The following is a 17,585-nucleotide window of genomic DNA, read 5'->3' as shown; positions in this document are numbered from 1 at the left end:
AAAGAGAAGCGTGAAGACATCTTTGCGGGATTAGATGAAGCAACAAAAACAAAAGCAAAAGCGATTTTAGACAATGAAAAGAAACAATTAGAGGAATTAAATGTGGATCTTCCGCATCACAAGTTTTTTATGAAAAAAGAAGATAAATAATTGATTTATGTATCTTTCGTGGGGCAACCGGAAGGTACATGCAAGGACCGATTTCTACTTATAGAAATCGGTCTCTTTTAATGATTCAATAAGATTCTTTTCATTGTTAGTATGTATCCGAAGACGCAGTAGAAGATTGCAAAACCGATAAACACTTCCGTATATTGATATTTACCCAATACGTAGAAGGAAACAGCTGGTATAATAGCTACCGCTAAAATGCTATAAACAGGATACTTGTTTCGATACATGATAGCGAATAGAACAGAGAGAAACGTAGCGATGATACAAAAGACAGCAATCATTATTGGTACACCTCCTAAATGAATTATACCATTTTTAGGGAATTAGAGAAGTTTTGTATCTTCTGTTATAATATAAGAAGAGAAATATTTCCTATGTTATATAAAAAAATATATTGATTTTTTCTAACAATTCAATATAATGAACAATAACTACAAAATTCGACATCAAGAAGTGATGATGAGGACACGATTAATTTTTTACGATTCCCAGAGAGGGAAGCCTTTGGCTGTGAGCTTCCTAATACGGAAAAATAGATTACCACCTCTGAACTGCAGCAGTGAACGAACATCTAGTAATTGCTTGCCGGCAAAAACCGTTATTTAGACTTGAGAAATTGGTGAAGTGTGTTACTTTGCGAATTGAAACAAGGGTGGAACCACGAATACAACACTCGTCCCTTTTTTAGGGAGGAGTGTTTTTTTATTTCATTTTTGCATCACACTAGAATTGGAAGGAGGATACGCAGCATGCATCATGATGAGAGGAACAAAATTGGTTTAACAGTAGCACTTTCTATCGTAGTAGGAACGATTATCGGGTCTGGTGTATTTATGAAACCAGGAAGCGTATTAGATTACTCAGGGAGTTCTAATATGGCCATTCTTGCTTGGGTAATTGGTGGTCTGTTGACGTTAGCGAGTGGTTTAACAGTAGCCGAAATTGGAGCGCAAATCCCGAAAAATGGTGGGTTGTATACGTATTTAGAGGAGATTTACGGAAGTTTTTGGGGATATTTATCAGGCTGGATGCAAACAATTGTTTATGGACCAGCTATTATCGGAACATTAGGTTTATACTTTAGTTCTTTAATGATTAATTTTTTCTATTTAGATAAAGTGTGGAATTTACCAATCGCAATCGGAACAGTTGTGTTCCTTGGCTTTGTAAATAGTATGGGAACAAAATACGGAGGTATCGTTCAAACAATCACGACAATTGGGAAAATGATTCCGATTGTATTAATTGTCGTGTTAGGTTTTTGGAAAGGAAACAGTGATATTTTTAACGTAGTAGTGCCGATATCAGAAAATCAAAGTATCGGTATGGCAATTTTAGCAACGTTATTTGCTTATGACGGCTGGATTTTACTTGCTTCGATTGGTGGAGAAATGAAGAATCCAACAAAGTTATTACCGAAAGCAATGACAGTTGGGATTTTAATTGTAACTGCTGCTTACGTATTAATTAACTTGGCGTTATTAAATGTATTACCAGCAGCAAAAATTGTAGACCTTGGAGAAAATGCAACAGCGACAGCTGCTGGTATGTTACTTGGAGAATATGGTGGGAAAATTATTAGTATCGGTATTATCGTTTCTATTTTCGGTTGTTTAAATGGAAAGATTTTAACGTTCCCACGTATTCCAATGTCTATGGCAGAACGTGGACAACTTCCATTTGCTAAGTTTATTGCAAAGGAAAGTCCGAGATTTAAAACACCAGCAAATGCGATTACTGTTGAAATCATTTTAGGAATTATTTTAATGATTATTAGTGATCCAAATAAGCTATCTGAGATTTCCGTATTTATTATTTATATTTTCTATGTAATGACGTTTATTGGTGTCTTCATTTTAAGGAAACGTAATAAGAATAAAGAGCGTGCATATAGTGTACCGTTATTCCCAATCGTACCAATCGTTGCGATTTTAGGTTCGTTCTTTGTAATCGGTAGTGCGATTATTAATGATCCGGTAAGTTGTTTCTTATCAATTGGAATTGTCTTTACGGGACTTCCGGTGTATTGGTACTTGAATAAGAAGAAAGAAACAGAATGATGGAAGGGTAGGCGTATAATACGCCTACCTTTTTTACTGTAAAAAAATTGTACTTGCGTCCACTTTCTATTTTGGTTACTATAGTCGTAGTAACCAAAACAGAAAGCGTGGGGAAAGACTTGAATTTTCGTGTTTATATTTTAGCTATCGCGGCTTTCGTAGTCGGAACGGTTGAGCTAATTATAGGAGGAACGCTCGATTTAGTTGCCAATGATTTAGGAGTATCTATTAGCGCAGCTGGTCAGCTTATAACAATATTTTCGGTAGTATTTGCTTTGTCAGGTCCAGTTTTATTAGCTTTGACAGGGAAGTTTGAAAGAAAAACATTGTATGTTGGAGCATTATCGATTTTCTTAATCGGAAATATTATTTCGGCATTTAGTGTGAATTACGGAATGCTAATGTTCTCAAGGGTTATTTGTGCGGCGAGTGGTTCATTAATTATTGCACTATCGGTAACACTTGCTTCTAGTGTAGTAGAACCGCATTTTCGTGCGCGTGCAATTGGAATCATTTTTATGGGAATTAGTGGATCACTTGTACTTGGAGTACCGCTCGGTCTTGTACTCGGAAATGCATACGGATGGCGTGCGCCATTTGTATTGATTTCAGTATTAACAGTTATGGCAATTGCTTGTATTTCATTGTTCTTAACGAAAGTACCACCGACATCGGTATTATCAATAAAAGAACAACTTGCTACTTTAAAAGATAAAAAAATTGTAAGTGCACAGTTAACATCATTTTTGTTTTTAACGGGGCATTTAACATTGTATGCATATTTAACACCGTTTTTAAAAGATGTTATGCATGTTGAAGCAAATTGGATTAGTGTGTTTTACTTCATTTTCGGAATCGCAGCAGTAATCGGCGGTGGATTCGGTGGATGGCTTGCTGATAAATGGGGATCGAAGAAAAGTATTATCTCGATTATTATCGTATTTGCATGTGCAATCTTCATGTTGCCATTAATGACATTCTCATTCCCACTCTTCATCATTATGATGGGACTTTGGAGTATGCTGAGCTGGGCGATTTCACCAGCACAGCAAAATTATTTAATTGACATTGCACCGGAATCAGCTGGTATCCAGCAAGGTTTAAATAACTCTGCGCTTCATTTAGGAATTGCACTCGGTTCAACAGTAGGCGGAGTTGTTATTGAAAAATCATCTGTTATATATAACGCTTGGGTAGGCGGTGGCTTTATTATATTAGCACTGCTTTGCGCGATTTTCTCGATTACGAGAGGACGCTCTACTCAGTTTGCGAAAGAAGAATCTATCGTTTGATAGGTTCTTTTTTTATTTGTAAAAAATTGCAGGTTTTAGTAGAGAAATGGAGAAAGGGTGTATAGCGAGGTGAGGTATATGTATACGAATTTTTCAATTATTGGTCTTCTAATTTCAATGCTCCCTTTGTTTCTTATTATTCTTGCACTTAGATGGGTTCGTTTCATCTATAAAAATTCAGAGAAACAGGTAGAGCAAAATGAGAAAATCATTGAGCTGTTGATGGAGATAAAGGAACAAAACGAAAAGGAGTCTAAGTGAAAAACTAGACTCCTGTTTATTATTTAATTAGTATCTTAACTTCATCAACAAACTCTTAATTTCCTCATCTTCCATAAAGAGATCATGGTGTTTTTGAGTAATCTTTGCAAGTGCAACGTCGTGATAGAAAAATTCTGTAAAGAACTTTACGAAAGGTTGTGACATTGTTTTCATCGCTTGCCATGACTCTTGTTCTACGCCAGCAAATAAAATTTCACGATCGTCAACGATGAGTAGCAAGTAGCGCTCTAATGCATTAGGCTCTTCAGCTGGGATTAGAAAATGCATGTTTTCTAAGTCTGTTTCTACTTCTCCAACAATAAGGGATTCAATTTGAACACCTTGTTTTGCTTTTTGTTCTAGTAAAGGAAGATATTCTAAAAGAGTATCATTCCAAGCTGAAATACGGATTGATTCTTTTGCACTTTCAATGAGTTCTTTACTTTGAACTCGAATAGAAGATTGCATCTTTAAGCTCCAAACACGGTCATCTGTAAATGATTTTTTTGATATATTTGTTTCCAGTTCCTTAATATTTGATTGAAATTCTGTCGTTAATTTTTCAATTGCTAGCTTTAGTGGTAATGCTGTATACAATTTTTTCTTTTCTGAAACAGAATCCATTACCATTCCTTTATCGATTAGGCGTGCTAGTACTTCATATATTTTTGCTTTTGGAACACCTGAATGCTTCACAATTGTTGTAGCATCTAATGGTTCATTGCTTGATACGACAACTTCATAAGCTTGGCTTTCATATTGTGAGAAACCGAATTTTTGTAACATAGTTCCCTCCGAACGAATGAGATTATATTTTAAGGATAATGAACTATTTGTTTTTGCACAAGTGGTAGTCCGTTTTCTAATTGTATTAAGGTGAGAATTAATTTCAATTTTTTAATTTTATCTATTATACTTAATATAATGATTAATAATATTTCAATTTAATGCGAAGGGGATGCTGGGGGGAAGATGTTAAGAAGTTTACGTTTAAAAATTGCGGTAGTGTTTTCAGTACTTATTTCTATGATGTTCGTAATATTGGGTACAGCTGTGTATCAATTACAGAAAGAAAAGGAAGTGCGTTCCTTAGACGAGTATTCTCAAAATGCGATGGATCTTGTGACAGAGCAACTTACGACATTTGTTCAAAGAACGGATGAAGATATGGGGTATTACGCGAACAGTGAGATGATTCGTAATATGCTTCAAGGTGGGGTTACTCCAGAAGAGGAAGCGTTTTTAACGAAAGAGTTTGCGGAGTATAAAAAGAATCATCCTGGTATTTTAGATTTATATATTGGTACGAAAGATAAAAAAACATTAAGTGCCAATCTTGCTGAAGGTGGGCAAGTGCCAGAAGGATATGATCCAACGACAAGACCATGGTATAAAGATTCAGAGGCTGATGTAAAAAAGGTCCATTGGGGACAACCTTCTTATGAAATTGCAACAGGAAAGTTAAGTGTAGGTGTTTCTAAAGCAATTACAGCTCAAGATGGATCTGTATTAGGCGTTGTTGCGATGGATGTATCGCTTGGGACGATTCAGAAGTTGCTTCACAATATTCAATATAATAATGACGGAGAAATGTTTATTATAAATGATAAAAATATGGCTCTTGTTTATCCAGAAAAGATAGGGAAAGATGTTTCTAAAGAGCCACTTATAAAGAGCTTAAATAAAGAGGTAACAAAATATGCGGTCACTACAATAAAAGGTGAAGATGTAGTTGTTTATAGTCAATCATTTGATACGATGAAATGGACGATAGGAATCTTTTATCCGAAAGAAACGATCGATGGGCTATTAAATAGTACGAGAAATACAGTCATTATGATGGCGTGTATTAGTTTATTAGTTGGAATCGTAGCTTCCTACTTGTTCTCAAGAAGATTAGCAAGACCACTGCAATTATTAAAGAATCACGTTCAAAAAGTAGCAGAAGGGGATTTAACGCTGCGAATGAAGGTGACAAGTAAAGATGAAGTTGGAGAGTTGACGAAGCACTTTAATGATATGGTTGAACAAATGAATGAAATGGTAAGTAAAATTAAAAACAGCGTATCAACAGTGCAACAATCAACGAATAGTTTACATTATTTAACGAACGAAACAGTAGCGGCTAGTAGAGAAGTTTCCGGAGCAATGGATGATGTGAGCGGGGGAGCTTCTACTCTTGCGAATAGTGTGGATGAAGTTTCAGCTCAGCTCGAGAATATGGCAGAGTCAGTGGAACAAATGAATAGCTCCGTTGGTGAAATAAAAGGAGTGACTGGCAAAGCGGAAGAGGCATCTAAGCAAGGATTAAATACAATGAGGAACTTAGTCCGTACGAGGGGACAATCATCTTCGATTGTTGTTCATACAGAAGAAGCATCGGATAAGTTAGAACAAAGAGTTGGATCGATTCAAAATGTTGTTGAGCTTATAAAAGGTATTTCGGATCAAACAAATTTACTTGCTTTAAATGCCTCGATTGAAGCTGCCCGTGCAGGTGAGCAAGGTAAGGGATTTGCGGTTGTTGCTGAAGAGGTTCGGAAATTAGCGGAACAATCAAAAGAGGCAACAGGAGAAATCACAACGATGATTGGTGATGTGCAATTAGAAGTAAAAAGGGTTGTAGAAGTTGTAAGTAAATTGAAAGACATTGCAGATGTGCAAAATAAAGTGACGACAGAGGCAGAAATGGAGTTCCGCACAATTATGTCAGTTGTAAATACGATTAGTACTTCAGTTGAAAAAATTGTAGAAGAGGTACATAACATAGGTTACGAGCAAGGAGAAATTACAGCGGTAATGCATACAATTGCTGGTACGAGTCAAGAAAGTGCAGCTGTTTCTGAAGAGGTACATGCTGCAACTGAATCACAGGTTAATCATCTAGAAAAGGTAGCCCACACGATGGAAAGTTTGACAGAGCATATGAAAGATTTAGAAAGATTAGTTGAGCAGTTTAAAGTGGAAGAGTAACATATTAGTAAAATGATGAGGATTTCGGTAAAATAGACAATGGATATATAAGAAGCGATTATAGGAGGAAGACTACTATGGCAATTGTTGACGTATCGATTATTCCGGTAGGAACAGGTAATCCAAGTGTTAGTGAATATGTAGCAGAAGTACAAAAGGTGCTAGAGAAAAATGCGGATCGCGTGAAGTATCAATTAACACCGATGAATACAATTATTGAAGGAGATCTTCCTGTCGTTCTAGAAGTAATTCAACAAATGCATGAAGTTCCATATACGAAAGGTGCACAGCGTGTTGCAACAACGATTCGTATTGATGATCGTCGTGATAAAGTAAGCACAATGGAGAAAAAATTAAACTCTGTCCGATCAAAATTATAAGAAAAAGCAGCGATCTTCGCTGCTTTTTTCATATAGGAGGTAAATAAAATGAGTGAAAAGTTTAACGAGCAGTTTGACGGTTTACTAGAGAAATACACTGAGCTGTTACTTGGCGAGAGTAATGAAGAGCGAAAAGAACAGGTAAAGAAGTGGGCACTTTATTCTTACATAGCGAAGACGATGCCAGCTTTAGTGAAGCATTGGAATGAAACTTATCCAGATGCGAAAGAAGAGATGGTACAGTTAATTACGGATATTAAAAGGCTGAATGAGGAGAAGCGAAATGAGAATTAAAAAACTTAGGTGATGCTACTTTAAGTTTTTCTTATTAATATCCTTATATAATTTACATGGAATATTAAGGGTTTTATAGGCATGTCGAATATTTTCGGTATGCCTATTTTTGCCCTAGTAAACCCGTTTTTTCTAAATGTCGAAAAATATTCCCTTCATATTTGCATGCGAGAATATAGGTTTTTAAATGTTTTTATAGTATTTTATAAATTATCTAAATAATTATTTGTATCCAATAATTTTAAACAGTGATATAATTTTGAAGAGGGGTAAAAAACAGATAAATTACAGTCATAGGGGTGAATTACATGGAACAATTAATGCGAAATTCGTTTCTTTTCTTATCTAAAAATAAAGCGCTAACAAAACTGGCTAAAAAGTACGGTTTACGCTTTGGTGCAGGTCGCTTCGTCGCAGGGGAGACGATTGAATTAGCGACAGCTGCCATTCAGGCATTAAATAAGCAAGGTCTTTGTGTAACAATCGATTATTTAGGTGAATTCGTTGATAATGAAGCGGAAGCAAATGAAATGGCTAACCAATCGATTGAAGCGATCCGTGCAATTGGAAGAGAAGGTCTTGATTCGCAGCTTTCTTTAAAGATGACTTCTATGGGATTAGATATCTCTGATGAAATCGTAATGAACAATATGCGCCGTATTTTAGAAGCTGCAAAAGAAAATGGTGTGTTCGTTACCATTGATATGGAAGACTATACACGCTGTGGTAAAACAATTGATATCTTTAAACAATTAAAATCTGAATACGATAATATTGGTACTGTTATTCAAGCTTACCTATATCGTACAGAAAAAGATATTGAAGATTTAAATGCTTATAATCCTAATTTACGTCTTGTAAAAGGTGCTTATAAAGAACCTGAAGAAGTGGCGTTCCCGGATAAGAAAGATGTAGATGACAATTATAAAAAAATTATTAAAATGCACTTATTAAATGGAAATTATACTGCAATTGCTTCACATGATGAAGCGATTATTGAATATACAAAAAAACTTGCTGAAGAACACAACATTCCAAGGGATCAATTTGAATTCCAAATGTTATATGGTATTCGTAATGAGCGTCAACTTGAGCTAGTAAAAGAAGGTTACAAAATGCGTGTTTACGTACCTTATGGAAACGACTGGTATGGCTACTTCATGCGTCGTCTAGCAGAGCGTCCAGCAAACGTTGCGTTCGTATTAAAAGGTATGGTTAAAAAATAACCAAGGAGAAAATACTCCTTGGTTATTTTAATTGCTGAAATGCATAATGTGCCATTTTCTTCGTATCAGGATATAGTTGCGCGCGAGTAGAAGATAATACGACGTTAATGACGCGTTTACCGTCTTTTTCATCGACTGTTACGACTGTATATTTGCCAAGTGCTGATAGACCACTTTTACTTCCAATCGCATATGAATCGTCATATAGTTCTTCTCGTCCATAGTTTGCGATGTTTGGAGAGCGTTCTGAAGTATGTAGAGTTGTACGTGTTGAATTCATATATTCTAAAACAACTGGATACTTTAATGCTTCTTTCGTAATAATAGCAATGTCATATGGTGATACTTTATTCCCAATTGCATCAGCACCACTTGCATTCTTGAAAGTCGCATGCTTTGTACCAAGTTCCTTCGCTCTAGCATTCATCATCTTCACAAATTCATTTTTTGATCCTGCGATATGTTCTGCAATTGATTCAGCTATTGGATCTGCACTAATGATAAGCATAAGTTTTAATGCCTCATCACGCTTTAATTTTTCCCCAGCACGAAGTTTAATTTTCTTACTTTGACTTTCTGTTTTAATTGCGTTTTCTGTAACTGTAATTTCTTCATCTTCTTTTACATTCTCTAGTAAAAGAAGGGTTGTCATCATTTTGGCTATACTAGCCGGATAAGAACGTTCGTCTTCGCGTTTCCCATACAAAATTTCACCTGTGTCTGCATCGATTGTAACGCCATATTGCCCAGTAATCTTAGGTTGATCAGCTCTTACAGCTTGTTGCCTCTGTGCATAAGAGAAGAAAATCATCCCTGTAAATAGTGTAGCAATCATTACAATCATAACTATTGTTCGTTTCATCATCGTTCCCTCTTTTGTTTTCCATATGTACAAATAAATTGGGCAGAAAAAGCAGCCATTAATCATTATGCCACGTTCTCTGCCCAAAAATATAGCGTTATTTTTCGCCCATATTATGCTTCTTATATTGTTGATTATTACCTTGGCGTCCTTTTTCAACACCGTGATTATGCGGACCTGCATTTCCAGTTACACTAGCTGCACTAATTCCAGCCTTAGAAGGGTTCTTCTTAAGTTTTGCCATATATATTCCTCCAGTTTCGTCAGATTATAAAAAGGAAAAGTGCATTTAAACAAAGAAAATACACATATATAGCATAGCCAAATGAAAGAAAAATATTTATTTCAGAAAATTTTATCAATAAATATATTGCGAAAATTTAAACAGTATCATATATTTATTAGTAGAGGCTCACTCATTGATTGCGACTTATGTCGAAAAATTGAATGAGCATTCATTCAAGAATAGGGGGAGAATTGGATGTTCCAAATTAAAAAGGCTGCTGTTCTAGGTTCAGGCGTAATGGGTTCAGGGATTGCGGCACACTTAGCTAATATTGGTATTCCGACATTATTGCTTGATATTGTACCACCTGCGCTAACAAAAGAAGAGGAAGCGAAGGGACTTACATTAGAACATAAAAGTGTGAGAAATCGTTTTAGTAATACGGCTGTGCAAAAATTATTAAAGCAAAAACCAGCTCCTCTGACAGTGAAAGGAAATTTAGCACTGATTGAAGCAGGTAACTTAGAAGATGATCTTGAGCGTCTAGCTGATGTAGATTGGATTATTGAAGTAGTAGTTGAAAACTTAGATATTAAAAAGAAATTATTTGAAAAAGTAGACGCTGTTCGTAAACCGGGTTCTATTGTAAGCTCGAATACGTCAGGCATCTCAGTTGAAAAAATGGCAGAAGGTCGTTCAGACGACTTCCAGAAACACTTCTTAGGCACACACTTTTTTAACCCACCACGATATTTAAAACTTCTAGAGGTAATACCGACGAAAGAAACAGATCCACAAGTATTAAGCTTCATGAAACTATTTGGCGAAGACGTTCTTGGAAAAGGCGTTGTTATCGCAAAAGACACACCAAACTTTATTGGAAACCGCATCGGTACGTACGGTTTATTAGTAACTCTTCAAGAGATGATAAAACGCGGCTATAGCATTGGGGAAGTTGATTCTGTAACAGGCCCACTTATTGGTCGTCCGAAGAGCGCGACGTTCCGTACATTAGATGTTGTCGGTTTAGATACATTCGTACACGTTGCAAATAACGTATATGAAAACGTACAAGAAGAAGAGCGTGATGTATTTAAAGTACCAGCTTTCATGCATGACATGCTTGAGAAAAAATGGCTTGGAAGTAAAACGGGTCAAGGATTCTTCTTAAAACAAGGAAAAGAAATTTTAGAATTAAATCCTGAAACGATGGAATACGAAGCGCGTAAAAAATTAAAAGCTGCATCCGTAGAGTTAAGTAAACAAGAAAAAAGATTAGCGAATAAATTGAAAGCGCTTGTATACGCGAAAGACCGTGCAGGAGAGTTGTTATGGAACATCATTACACCAACTCTTTTATACTCTGCAAAACTTCATAAAGAGATTGCTGACGATATCGTTGCAATTGACCAAGCGATGAAGTGGGGCTTCGGCTGGGAGCAAGGGCCATTTGAAGTGTGGGATGCAATTGGTGTTGAAAAATCTGTTCAAAAGATGGAAGAAAACGGCGTAGTTGTTCCTACTTGGGTGAAAGAAATGTTAGAGAAAGGTTTCACTACTTTCTATAAACATGATAACGGCGATAGCTACTATTACGATAATGGCGAATATAAGCGAATCGAGCGTAATAAAAAAGCAATTTCTCTTAAGCAATTAAAAGCGAAAAATGGTGTATTAAAGAAAAATAGCGGAGCGAGCTTAATTGATTTAGGCGACGGCATCCTTTGCTTAGAGTTCCATTCGAAGAGCAATGCAATCGGTATGGATATTACGCAAATGATTAACTACGCTGTTGATGAAGTAGAAAAGAATTATAAAGGTCTTGTTATCGGTAACCAATCGAAGAACTTCTGCGTTGGTGCGAACCTAGCAATGATCTTAATGGAAGCACAAGACGACAATTACTTTGAAATTGAGTTGGTTGTGAAAAACTTCCAAGATGCAATGACGAAAATTAAGTACTCTTCTAAGCCAGTTGTAGCAGCACCATACGGTATGACGCTTGGCGGAGGTACAGAAGTTTGCTTACCAGCAGCTAGCATTCAAGCTTCTAGTGAAACGTATATGGGCTTAGTAGAAGTTGGTGTTGGCTTAATCCCTGGCGGAGGCGGTAATAAAGAGCTATACATTAAACACTTAAATAAAATGCCAAACGGTGTAGAGTTTGATCTGCAAAAAGTTGCGAATAAAGTGTTCGAATCTGTAGCGATGGCGAAAGTTTCTACATCAGCACAAGAAGCTGTATCGAACAACTTCTTAGGCGATAAAGACGGTATTAGTGTGAATGGTGATCACTTACTATATGATGCGAAACAAAAAGCACTTGCTTTATATGAAGCTGGCTATAAAGCGCCGATTCGTAAAAAGATACCAGTTGTTGGTGAAACAGGATATGCAACTCTTGTACTTGGTGCAGAAGCAATGCATTTATCAGGTTACATTTCTGAACATGATCTTCACATTGCGAAGAAACTTGCATATGTCATCGCGGGCGGAAAAGTGCCGTACGGAACAGAAGTTGATGAGCAGTATTTATTAGATGTAGAACGTGAAGCATTTATTAGCTTAGTAAGTGAGATGAAATCACAAGCAAGAATGCAGCACATGCTTGTAAAAGGAAAGCCATTACGTAACTAATAACGAGGGGAGATATCGTTCATGAGAGAAGCTGTCATTGTTGCGGGAGCAAGAACACCAATTGGAAAAGCAAAGAGGGGTTCATTAAAAACAGTTCGTCCTGACGATCTAGGGGCATTAGTAGTAAAGGAAACGTTAAAGCGTGCGAATTATGAAGGACCAATCGATGATTTAATTTTCGGTTGTGCGATGCCAGAAGCAGAGCAAGGTTTAAATATGGCTCGTAATATCGGCGGATTAGCAGGACTTTCTTACGATGTTCCAGCTATTACGATTAACCGCTACTGTTCTTCAGGTTTACAAAGTATCGCTTACGGAGCAGAGCGTATTATGCTTGGTCACTCGGAAGCTGTATTATCAGGCGGGGCAGAATCAATGAGTTTAGTTCCAATGATGGGACACGTTGTTCGTCCGAATAGTCGCCTTGTAGAAGCAGCTCCAGAATATTATATGGGTATGGGACATACAGCAGAGCAAGTTGCTGTGAAATATGGAATTTCTCGTGAAGAGCAAGATGCATTTGCAGTAAGAAGTCATCAACGCGCTGCGAAAGCATTAGCGGCAGGTAACTTCGCTGATGAAACAGTATCTGTAGATGTGACGTTACGTACTGTTGGATCAAACAATAAACTGCAAGAAGAAACAATCATTTTCGCACAAGACGAAGGTGTGAGAGCAGAAACGTCGCTAGACATTTTAGGTAAATTACGTCCAGCATTTAACGTTCGCGGTTCTGTAACAGCTGGTAACTCTTCACAAATGAGTGACGGTGCAGCATCTGTACTATTAATGGATCGTGAAAAAGCAGTGAGCGATGGCATGAAGCCGCTTGCGAAATTCCGTTCATTTGCAGTAGCTGGCGTACCACCAGAAGTAATGGGAATCGGCCCAATCGCTGCAATTCCAAAAGCGTTAAAACTAGCTGGCTTAGAGCTATCTGATATTGGCTTATTCGAACTAAACGAAGCATTTGCTTCTCAATCGATCCAAGTTATTCGTGAACTTGGTTTAGATGAAGAAAAAGTAAACGTAAACGGTGGTGCAATCGCACTTGGACATCCACTTGGCTGTACAGGAGCAAAACTAACACTATCTCTTATTCACGAAATGAAACGCCGCAACGAACAATTCGGTATCGTAACAATGTGTATTGGCGGCGGAATGGGAGCAGCGGGAGTGTTTGAATTACTATAAAAAAAGTGGAAGCGGTTCGCTCAGAACGAGACGACGCTAAAGCAAAGAATGGAAGCAACCAAGGTTTATAAAAAATAAAATTGAGAGCCAGCTTCTTTCAAAAAGAGAGAAGCGGCTCATGAAAATATGAAGGAGGAAATTTTCATGGAAAAAACAGTAGGAAATGCGGTTAAAGGCGGTAGCTTTTTAGTTGATGAGATTACGATTGATCAAGTGTTTACGCCAGAAGATTTTTCATCTGAGCATAAAATGATTGCAAAAACGACAGAGGACTTTATCGTAAATGAAGTTCTTCCAGAGCTTGAATATTTAGAACAACATGAGTTTGATCGTTCTGTTCGTCTTTTAAAAGAAGCTGGGGAGCTTGGTTTATTAGGCGCTGACGTACCAGAAGAGTACGGCGGAATTGGTCTTGATAAAGTAAGCTCAGCGTTAATCGCAGAGAAATTCTCTCGCGCTGGCGGCTTTGCAATTACTCACGGTGCTCACGTAGGTATCGGATCGTTACCAATCGTATTATTCGGTAACGAAGAGCAAAAGAAAAAGTATTTACCATTACTTGCAACTGGTGAGAAATTAGCTGCATACGCATTAACAGAGCCAGGTTCAGGATCTGACGCATTAGGTGCAAAAACAACTGCACGTTTAAATGCAGAAGGTACACATTATGTATTAAATGGTGAAAAACAATGGATTACAAACTCTGCATTCGCTGACGTATTTATCGTGTATGCAAAAATTGATGGAGAGCACTTCTCAGCATTTATCGTAGAGAAAGAATATGCTGGCGTATCTACAAGCCCAGAAGAAAAGAAAATGGGTATTAAATGTTCTTCAACTCGTACGTTAATTTTAGAAGATGCATTAGTACCGAAAGAAAACTTACTTGGTGAAATCGGTAAAGGTCATATTATCGCTTTCAACATTTTAAATATCGGCCGTTATAAATTAGGTGTTGGTACAGTTGGATCTGCGAAACGTGCAGTAGAAATTTCAGCACAATATGCAAACCAACGTCAACAGTTCAAGCAACCAATCGCTCGCTTCCCATTAATTCAAGAGAAACTTGCGAATATGGCAGCAAAAACATATGCAGCTGAAAGCTCTGTATATCGTACAGTAGGTTTATTCGAAAGCCGCATGAGCACATTATCTGAAGAAGAAGTAAAAGACGGTAAAGCAGTAGCAGCTTCTATCGCTGAATATGCAATCGAGTGCTCTTTAAACAAAGTATTCGGTTCTGAAGTATTAGACTATACAGTAGATGAAGGTGTTCAAATTCACGGTGGTTACGGGTTTATGGCAGAGTACGAGATTGAAAGAATGTACCGTGATTCTCGTATTAACCGTATTTTCGAAGGAACGAACGAAATTAATCGCCTAATCGTACCAGGTACGTTCTTACGTAAAGCGATGAAAGGTGAATTACCACTTCTTCAAAAAGCACAAAAATTACAAGAAGAGTTAATGATGATGATGCCAGAAGAAGTAGGCGATGAGCCATTAGCACTTCAAAAATATTTAGTAACTAACGCGAAGAAAATCGGCTTAATGGTAGCTGGATTAGCTGCTCAAAAATACGGTAAAGCATTAGATAAAGAGCAAGAAATTCTTGTGAATATCGCTGACATTGTAAGCAATCTATACGCAATGGAATCAGCTGTTCTTCGTACAGAAAAAGCAATTAAAACAACTGGTCTTGAAAAGAATAAACAAAAAGTGTTATACACTGAAGTATTCTGCCAAGAAGCATTTAACGAAATCGAAGCAGATGCGAAAGAAACACTTATCGCAGTTGAAAACGGCGACATGCTGCGCATGATGTTATCATCATTACGTAAATTAACTCGCCACACACCACTTAACGTAATTCCGAAGAAACGTGAAATCGCTGCGAAAATTTTAGAAGATGAGCGTTATACAGTTTAATAGATGAAAGAGAACCAGTAGCCGATTGGCTACTGGTTTTTTATTGCTGAATTCTTGAATAAAGCTGTTTTACATATGTATGTGTAAACAGCTCTTTTTTATGGAGGTAAAGAAGATGAAGGTAATAAGTGTAGGAACAGTTCATCAAATCGCATTTTTACCGCGTCTATTTCCAATTAACTGTTACTTCGTTGAAGAAGAGACAGGATTAACTTTAATTGATGCGGCTTTACCGTTTTGTGCAAAGAAGATTTTACAATCAGCTCGGAAAATAGGAAAACCGATTACGAATATCGTTATTACACATGCGCATGATGACCATGTAGGAGCGCTTGATGTTATAAAACAAGTGCTGCCGGATGTTCCGGTCTATATTTCAAAAAGAGATGCATGTTTACTTGAAGGAGATAAGGTACTGCAAGAGGGAGAACGAAATACACCAATAAAAGTGGGAGTGTCAAAACAGATAAATACGATTCCAGATATTCTTCTTCAAGAGGGAGATAAAGTTGGTTCTCTTGTAGCGATTGGAGCTCCAGGTCATACACCGGGATCAATGGCGTTTTTAGACACAAGAAATGATGCACTCATTGTTGGAGATGCATTTCAAACGAGAGGAGGATTAGCGGTAGCAGGACAGTTGAAGTGGCTTTTCCCGTTTCCTATGTTTGGTACGTGGGATGCAGAAGTTTCATTAGCAAGCGCGCAGAAATTGCTGGAGTATAAGCCGTCTTTATTGGCGACAGGACATGGGAAAATGATTGAAAATCCGTTAATACAAATGCAACGGGCGATTGAAGAAGCGGAAAGGAATTTAAGTAGAAAGAGCCTCTAATCGTTTAGAGGCTCTTTTTACTTAAATGATTATTTAGCAGACTTTTTAATGAATACGATTTGAAAAAAACAGAATACTAAAGAAGAATGAAAGAAGAAAGGTAGGAGTATTCCATGCAAAATTTAACAGAGCTTGAAGTAGAAAACTTACGTCATTTAATTGGTGGACACGCAACAATTATTAACAAGTTGGAGCAGTATGCACAGACGTGTACAGATCCACAACTGAAACAAATGCTACAAAAAGATGCGCAAGATGCAAGAAATACGAAACAGCAATTAATGACTTTCCTAGGATAGGAGGAAGAGAAAGATGAATGAAAAAGATATGGTAAATGATTATTTAGCAGGATTAAATGCAAGTTTAACAAGTTATGCAAATTATATTTCTCAGTCTGATAATGAACAGTTACATCAAACGTTAATCCAAATTCGTAATCAAGATGAAATGCGTCAACGTAATATGTATGAGTACGCAAAGCAAAAGAGTTATTATAAACCAGCAGCACCTGCGAATCCGATGATTGTGCAGCAATTGAAAAGTCAGTTAAGTGCAGAATAATAGGATGAAAAAACGAGCGAAAATGAATTCGCTCGTTTTATTTTTTGTATGTCAATAAATACATAATAAATATTTTTCCAGTTGTAACAAATATGACGAAAATGGAATATAACAATTCACAAAAAGGACAAAAACTTTGTTCAATATTTCACAAAGTATCCATGGTTTCTATCGTGGGAACCTCTATAATTAAGAATGTAAAGAACAAAAGAAATAGATTATATGATCAATTAGGAGAGATTGCTATGAAAAGACATACAAGAAAAATTGCAATTATCGGTACTGGATTAGTTGGATCAAGTTGTGCGTATTCCATTGTAAATCAAGGGATTTGCGAAGAGCTATTATTAATTGATATAAATCATGAACGTGCAGTTGGGGAAGCAATGGATTTATCACATTGCATTAACTTTACAAATACAAGAACAAAAGTATATGCAGGAAGCTATGAAGACTGCAAAGATATGGACATTGTCATTATTACAGCAGGACCAGCACCAAAACCAGGGCAAAGTCGCTTAGATACTTTAGGAGCGAGTGCGAAGATTATGGAAAGTGTTGTTGGTGGCGTAATGGAAAGTGGATTTGATGGTATTTTCTTACTTGCATCGAACCCAGTTGATATTATTACATATCAAGTTTGGAAATTATCTGGATTACCTAGAAATCGCGTAATCGGTA

Annotated in this window: 18 protein-coding genes and 1 other annotated feature; of the genes, 14 read left to right on the top strand and 4 right to left on the bottom strand. The window is 36.9% G+C overall.

Annotated elements, in window-relative coordinates; all coding sequences use genetic code 11:
* Positions 1-227: 227 nt before the first annotated feature.
* On the bottom strand, positions 228-455 hold the full coding sequence (locus MR160_RS27820; protein WP_000562247.1) for a hypothetical protein: 228 nt from the start codon (positions 453-455) through the stop codon (positions 228-230).
* A gap of 166 nt (positions 456-621) precedes the next feature.
* Positions 622-858: a binding site (T-box leader), on the top strand.
* Between the two features lie 65 nt (positions 859-923).
* Between MR160_RS27820 and MR160_RS27815 the strand changes: the two genes are divergently transcribed.
* The 3 genes from MR160_RS27815 (at position 924) to MR160_RS27805 (ending at position 3,787) form a co-directional block, all read left to right on the top strand.
* On the top strand, positions 924-2,234 hold the full coding sequence (locus MR160_RS27815) for an APC family permease (protein WP_242298659.1): 1,311 nt from the start codon (positions 924-926) through the stop codon (positions 2,232-2,234).
* Between the two features lie 107 nt (positions 2,235-2,341).
* Positions 2,342-3,526, top strand: a complete 1,185-nt coding sequence (locus tag MR160_RS27810; RefSeq protein ID WP_003280661.1) for an MFS transporter — start codon at positions 2,342-2,344, stop codon at positions 3,524-3,526.
* Between the two features lie 78 nt (positions 3,527-3,604).
* Complete coding sequence (locus tag MR160_RS27805; protein ID WP_000288473.1) at positions 3,605-3,787, top strand: hypothetical protein; 183 nt, start codon at positions 3,605-3,607, stop codon at positions 3,785-3,787.
* 27 nt (positions 3,788-3,814) lie between these two features.
* Here MR160_RS27805 and MR160_RS27800 read toward each other — a convergent pair whose 3' ends face one another.
* On the bottom strand, positions 3,815-4,573 hold the full coding sequence (locus MR160_RS27800; RefSeq protein WP_000939479.1) for a TrmB family transcriptional regulator: 759 nt from the start codon (positions 4,571-4,573) through the stop codon (positions 3,815-3,817).
* 186 nt (positions 4,574-4,759) lie between these two features.
* Between MR160_RS27800 and MR160_RS27795 the strand changes: the two genes are divergently transcribed.
* The 4 genes from MR160_RS27795 to MR160_RS27780 all read left to right on the top strand — a co-directional run bounded on the left by MR160_RS27795 (position 4,760) and on the right by MR160_RS27780 (position 8,660).
* Positions 4,760-6,760 (top strand): methyl-accepting chemotaxis protein, encoded by a 2,001-nt coding sequence (locus MR160_RS27795; protein WP_000946369.1) that lies wholly within the window; start codon positions 4,760-4,762, stop codon positions 6,758-6,760.
* A gap of 77 nt (positions 6,761-6,837) precedes the next feature.
* Positions 6,838-7,140 (top strand): MTH1187 family thiamine-binding protein, encoded by a 303-nt coding sequence (locus MR160_RS27790; RefSeq protein ID WP_088322167.1) that lies wholly within the window; start codon positions 6,838-6,840, stop codon positions 7,138-7,140.
* A 48-nt stretch (positions 7,141-7,188) separates the two neighbouring features.
* Positions 7,189-7,434 carry a YusU family protein gene (locus MR160_RS27785; protein ID WP_001290589.1) on the top strand — a complete coding sequence of 82 codons (246 nt, stop codon included), beginning with the start codon at positions 7,189-7,191 and terminating at the stop codon, positions 7,432-7,434.
* A gap of 308 nt (positions 7,435-7,742) precedes the next feature.
* Positions 7,743-8,660: a proline dehydrogenase family protein gene (locus MR160_RS27780; protein ID WP_000436780.1), complete on the top strand. Its 918-nt coding sequence runs from the start codon at positions 7,743-7,745 to the stop codon at positions 8,658-8,660.
* Between the two features lie 22 nt (positions 8,661-8,682).
* Here the strand turns inward: MR160_RS27780 and MR160_RS27775 are convergent, their stop codons facing one another.
* Both MR160_RS27775 and MR160_RS27770 read right to left on the bottom strand, forming a co-directional pair.
* Positions 8,683-9,522 carry a D-alanyl-D-alanine carboxypeptidase family protein gene (locus MR160_RS27775; protein ID WP_242298657.1) on the bottom strand — a complete coding sequence of 280 codons (840 nt, stop codon included), beginning with the start codon at positions 9,520-9,522 and terminating at the stop codon, positions 8,683-8,685.
* A gap of 97 nt (positions 9,523-9,619) precedes the next feature.
* Positions 9,620-9,766 (bottom strand): YuzL family protein, encoded by a 147-nt coding sequence (locus MR160_RS27770; protein ID WP_001096344.1) that lies wholly within the window; start codon positions 9,764-9,766, stop codon positions 9,620-9,622.
* A 237-nt stretch (positions 9,767-10,003) separates the two neighbouring features.
* On the opposite strand from MR160_RS27770, the gene MR160_RS27765 reads away from it, so the two are divergent.
* The 7 genes from MR160_RS27765 to MR160_RS27735 all read left to right on the top strand — a co-directional run.
* The gene (locus tag MR160_RS27765; RefSeq protein WP_098900254.1) at positions 10,004-12,385 is read left to right on the top strand and encodes a 3-hydroxyacyl-CoA dehydrogenase/enoyl-CoA hydratase family protein; all 2,382 of its coding nucleotides are present in this window, start codon (positions 10,004-10,006) and stop codon (positions 12,383-12,385) included.
* Between the two features lie 21 nt (positions 12,386-12,406).
* The gene (locus MR160_RS27760; RefSeq protein WP_001206339.1) at positions 12,407-13,579 is read left to right on the top strand and encodes an acetyl-CoA C-acetyltransferase; all 1,173 of its coding nucleotides are present in this window, start codon (positions 12,407-12,409) and stop codon (positions 13,577-13,579) included.
* Positions 13,580-13,723: 144 nt separating this feature from the next.
* A complete protein-coding gene (locus tag MR160_RS27755) occupies positions 13,724-15,508 on the top strand; it encodes an acyl-CoA dehydrogenase family protein (RefSeq protein WP_000416287.1) in 1,785 nt (594 codons plus the stop codon).
* Positions 15,509-15,623: 115 nt separating this feature from the next.
* Positions 15,624-16,343, top strand: a complete 720-nt coding sequence (locus MR160_RS27750) for an MBL fold metallo-hydrolase (RefSeq protein WP_000864824.1) — start codon at positions 15,624-15,626, stop codon at positions 16,341-16,343.
* 113 nt (positions 16,344-16,456) lie between these two features.
* Positions 16,457-16,642, top strand: a complete 186-nt coding sequence (locus tag MR160_RS27745) for a hypothetical protein (RefSeq protein WP_001180555.1) — start codon at positions 16,457-16,459, stop codon at positions 16,640-16,642.
* Between the two features lie 13 nt (positions 16,643-16,655).
* Entirely contained in the window at positions 16,656-16,904 is a 249-nt protein-coding gene (locus MR160_RS27740; protein WP_001002992.1) for a spore coat protein, read from the top strand.
* A gap of 245 nt (positions 16,905-17,149) precedes the next feature.
* Positions 17,150-17,585: lactate/malate family dehydrogenase (locus MR160_RS27735; RefSeq protein WP_481746740.1), on the top strand; the 436-nt coding region annotated here is incomplete at its 3' end.

The organism is Bacillus cereus group sp. BfR-BA-01382 (genome assembly GCF_022663475.1).
In the GTDB taxonomy this organism is placed as follows: Bacteria; Bacillota; Bacilli; order Bacillales; family Bacillaceae_G; genus Bacillus_A; species Bacillus_A thuringiensis_S.
The sequence above is the reverse complement of the archived record's forward strand: the minus strand, read 5'-3'. Positions and strand labels throughout refer to the sequence as shown.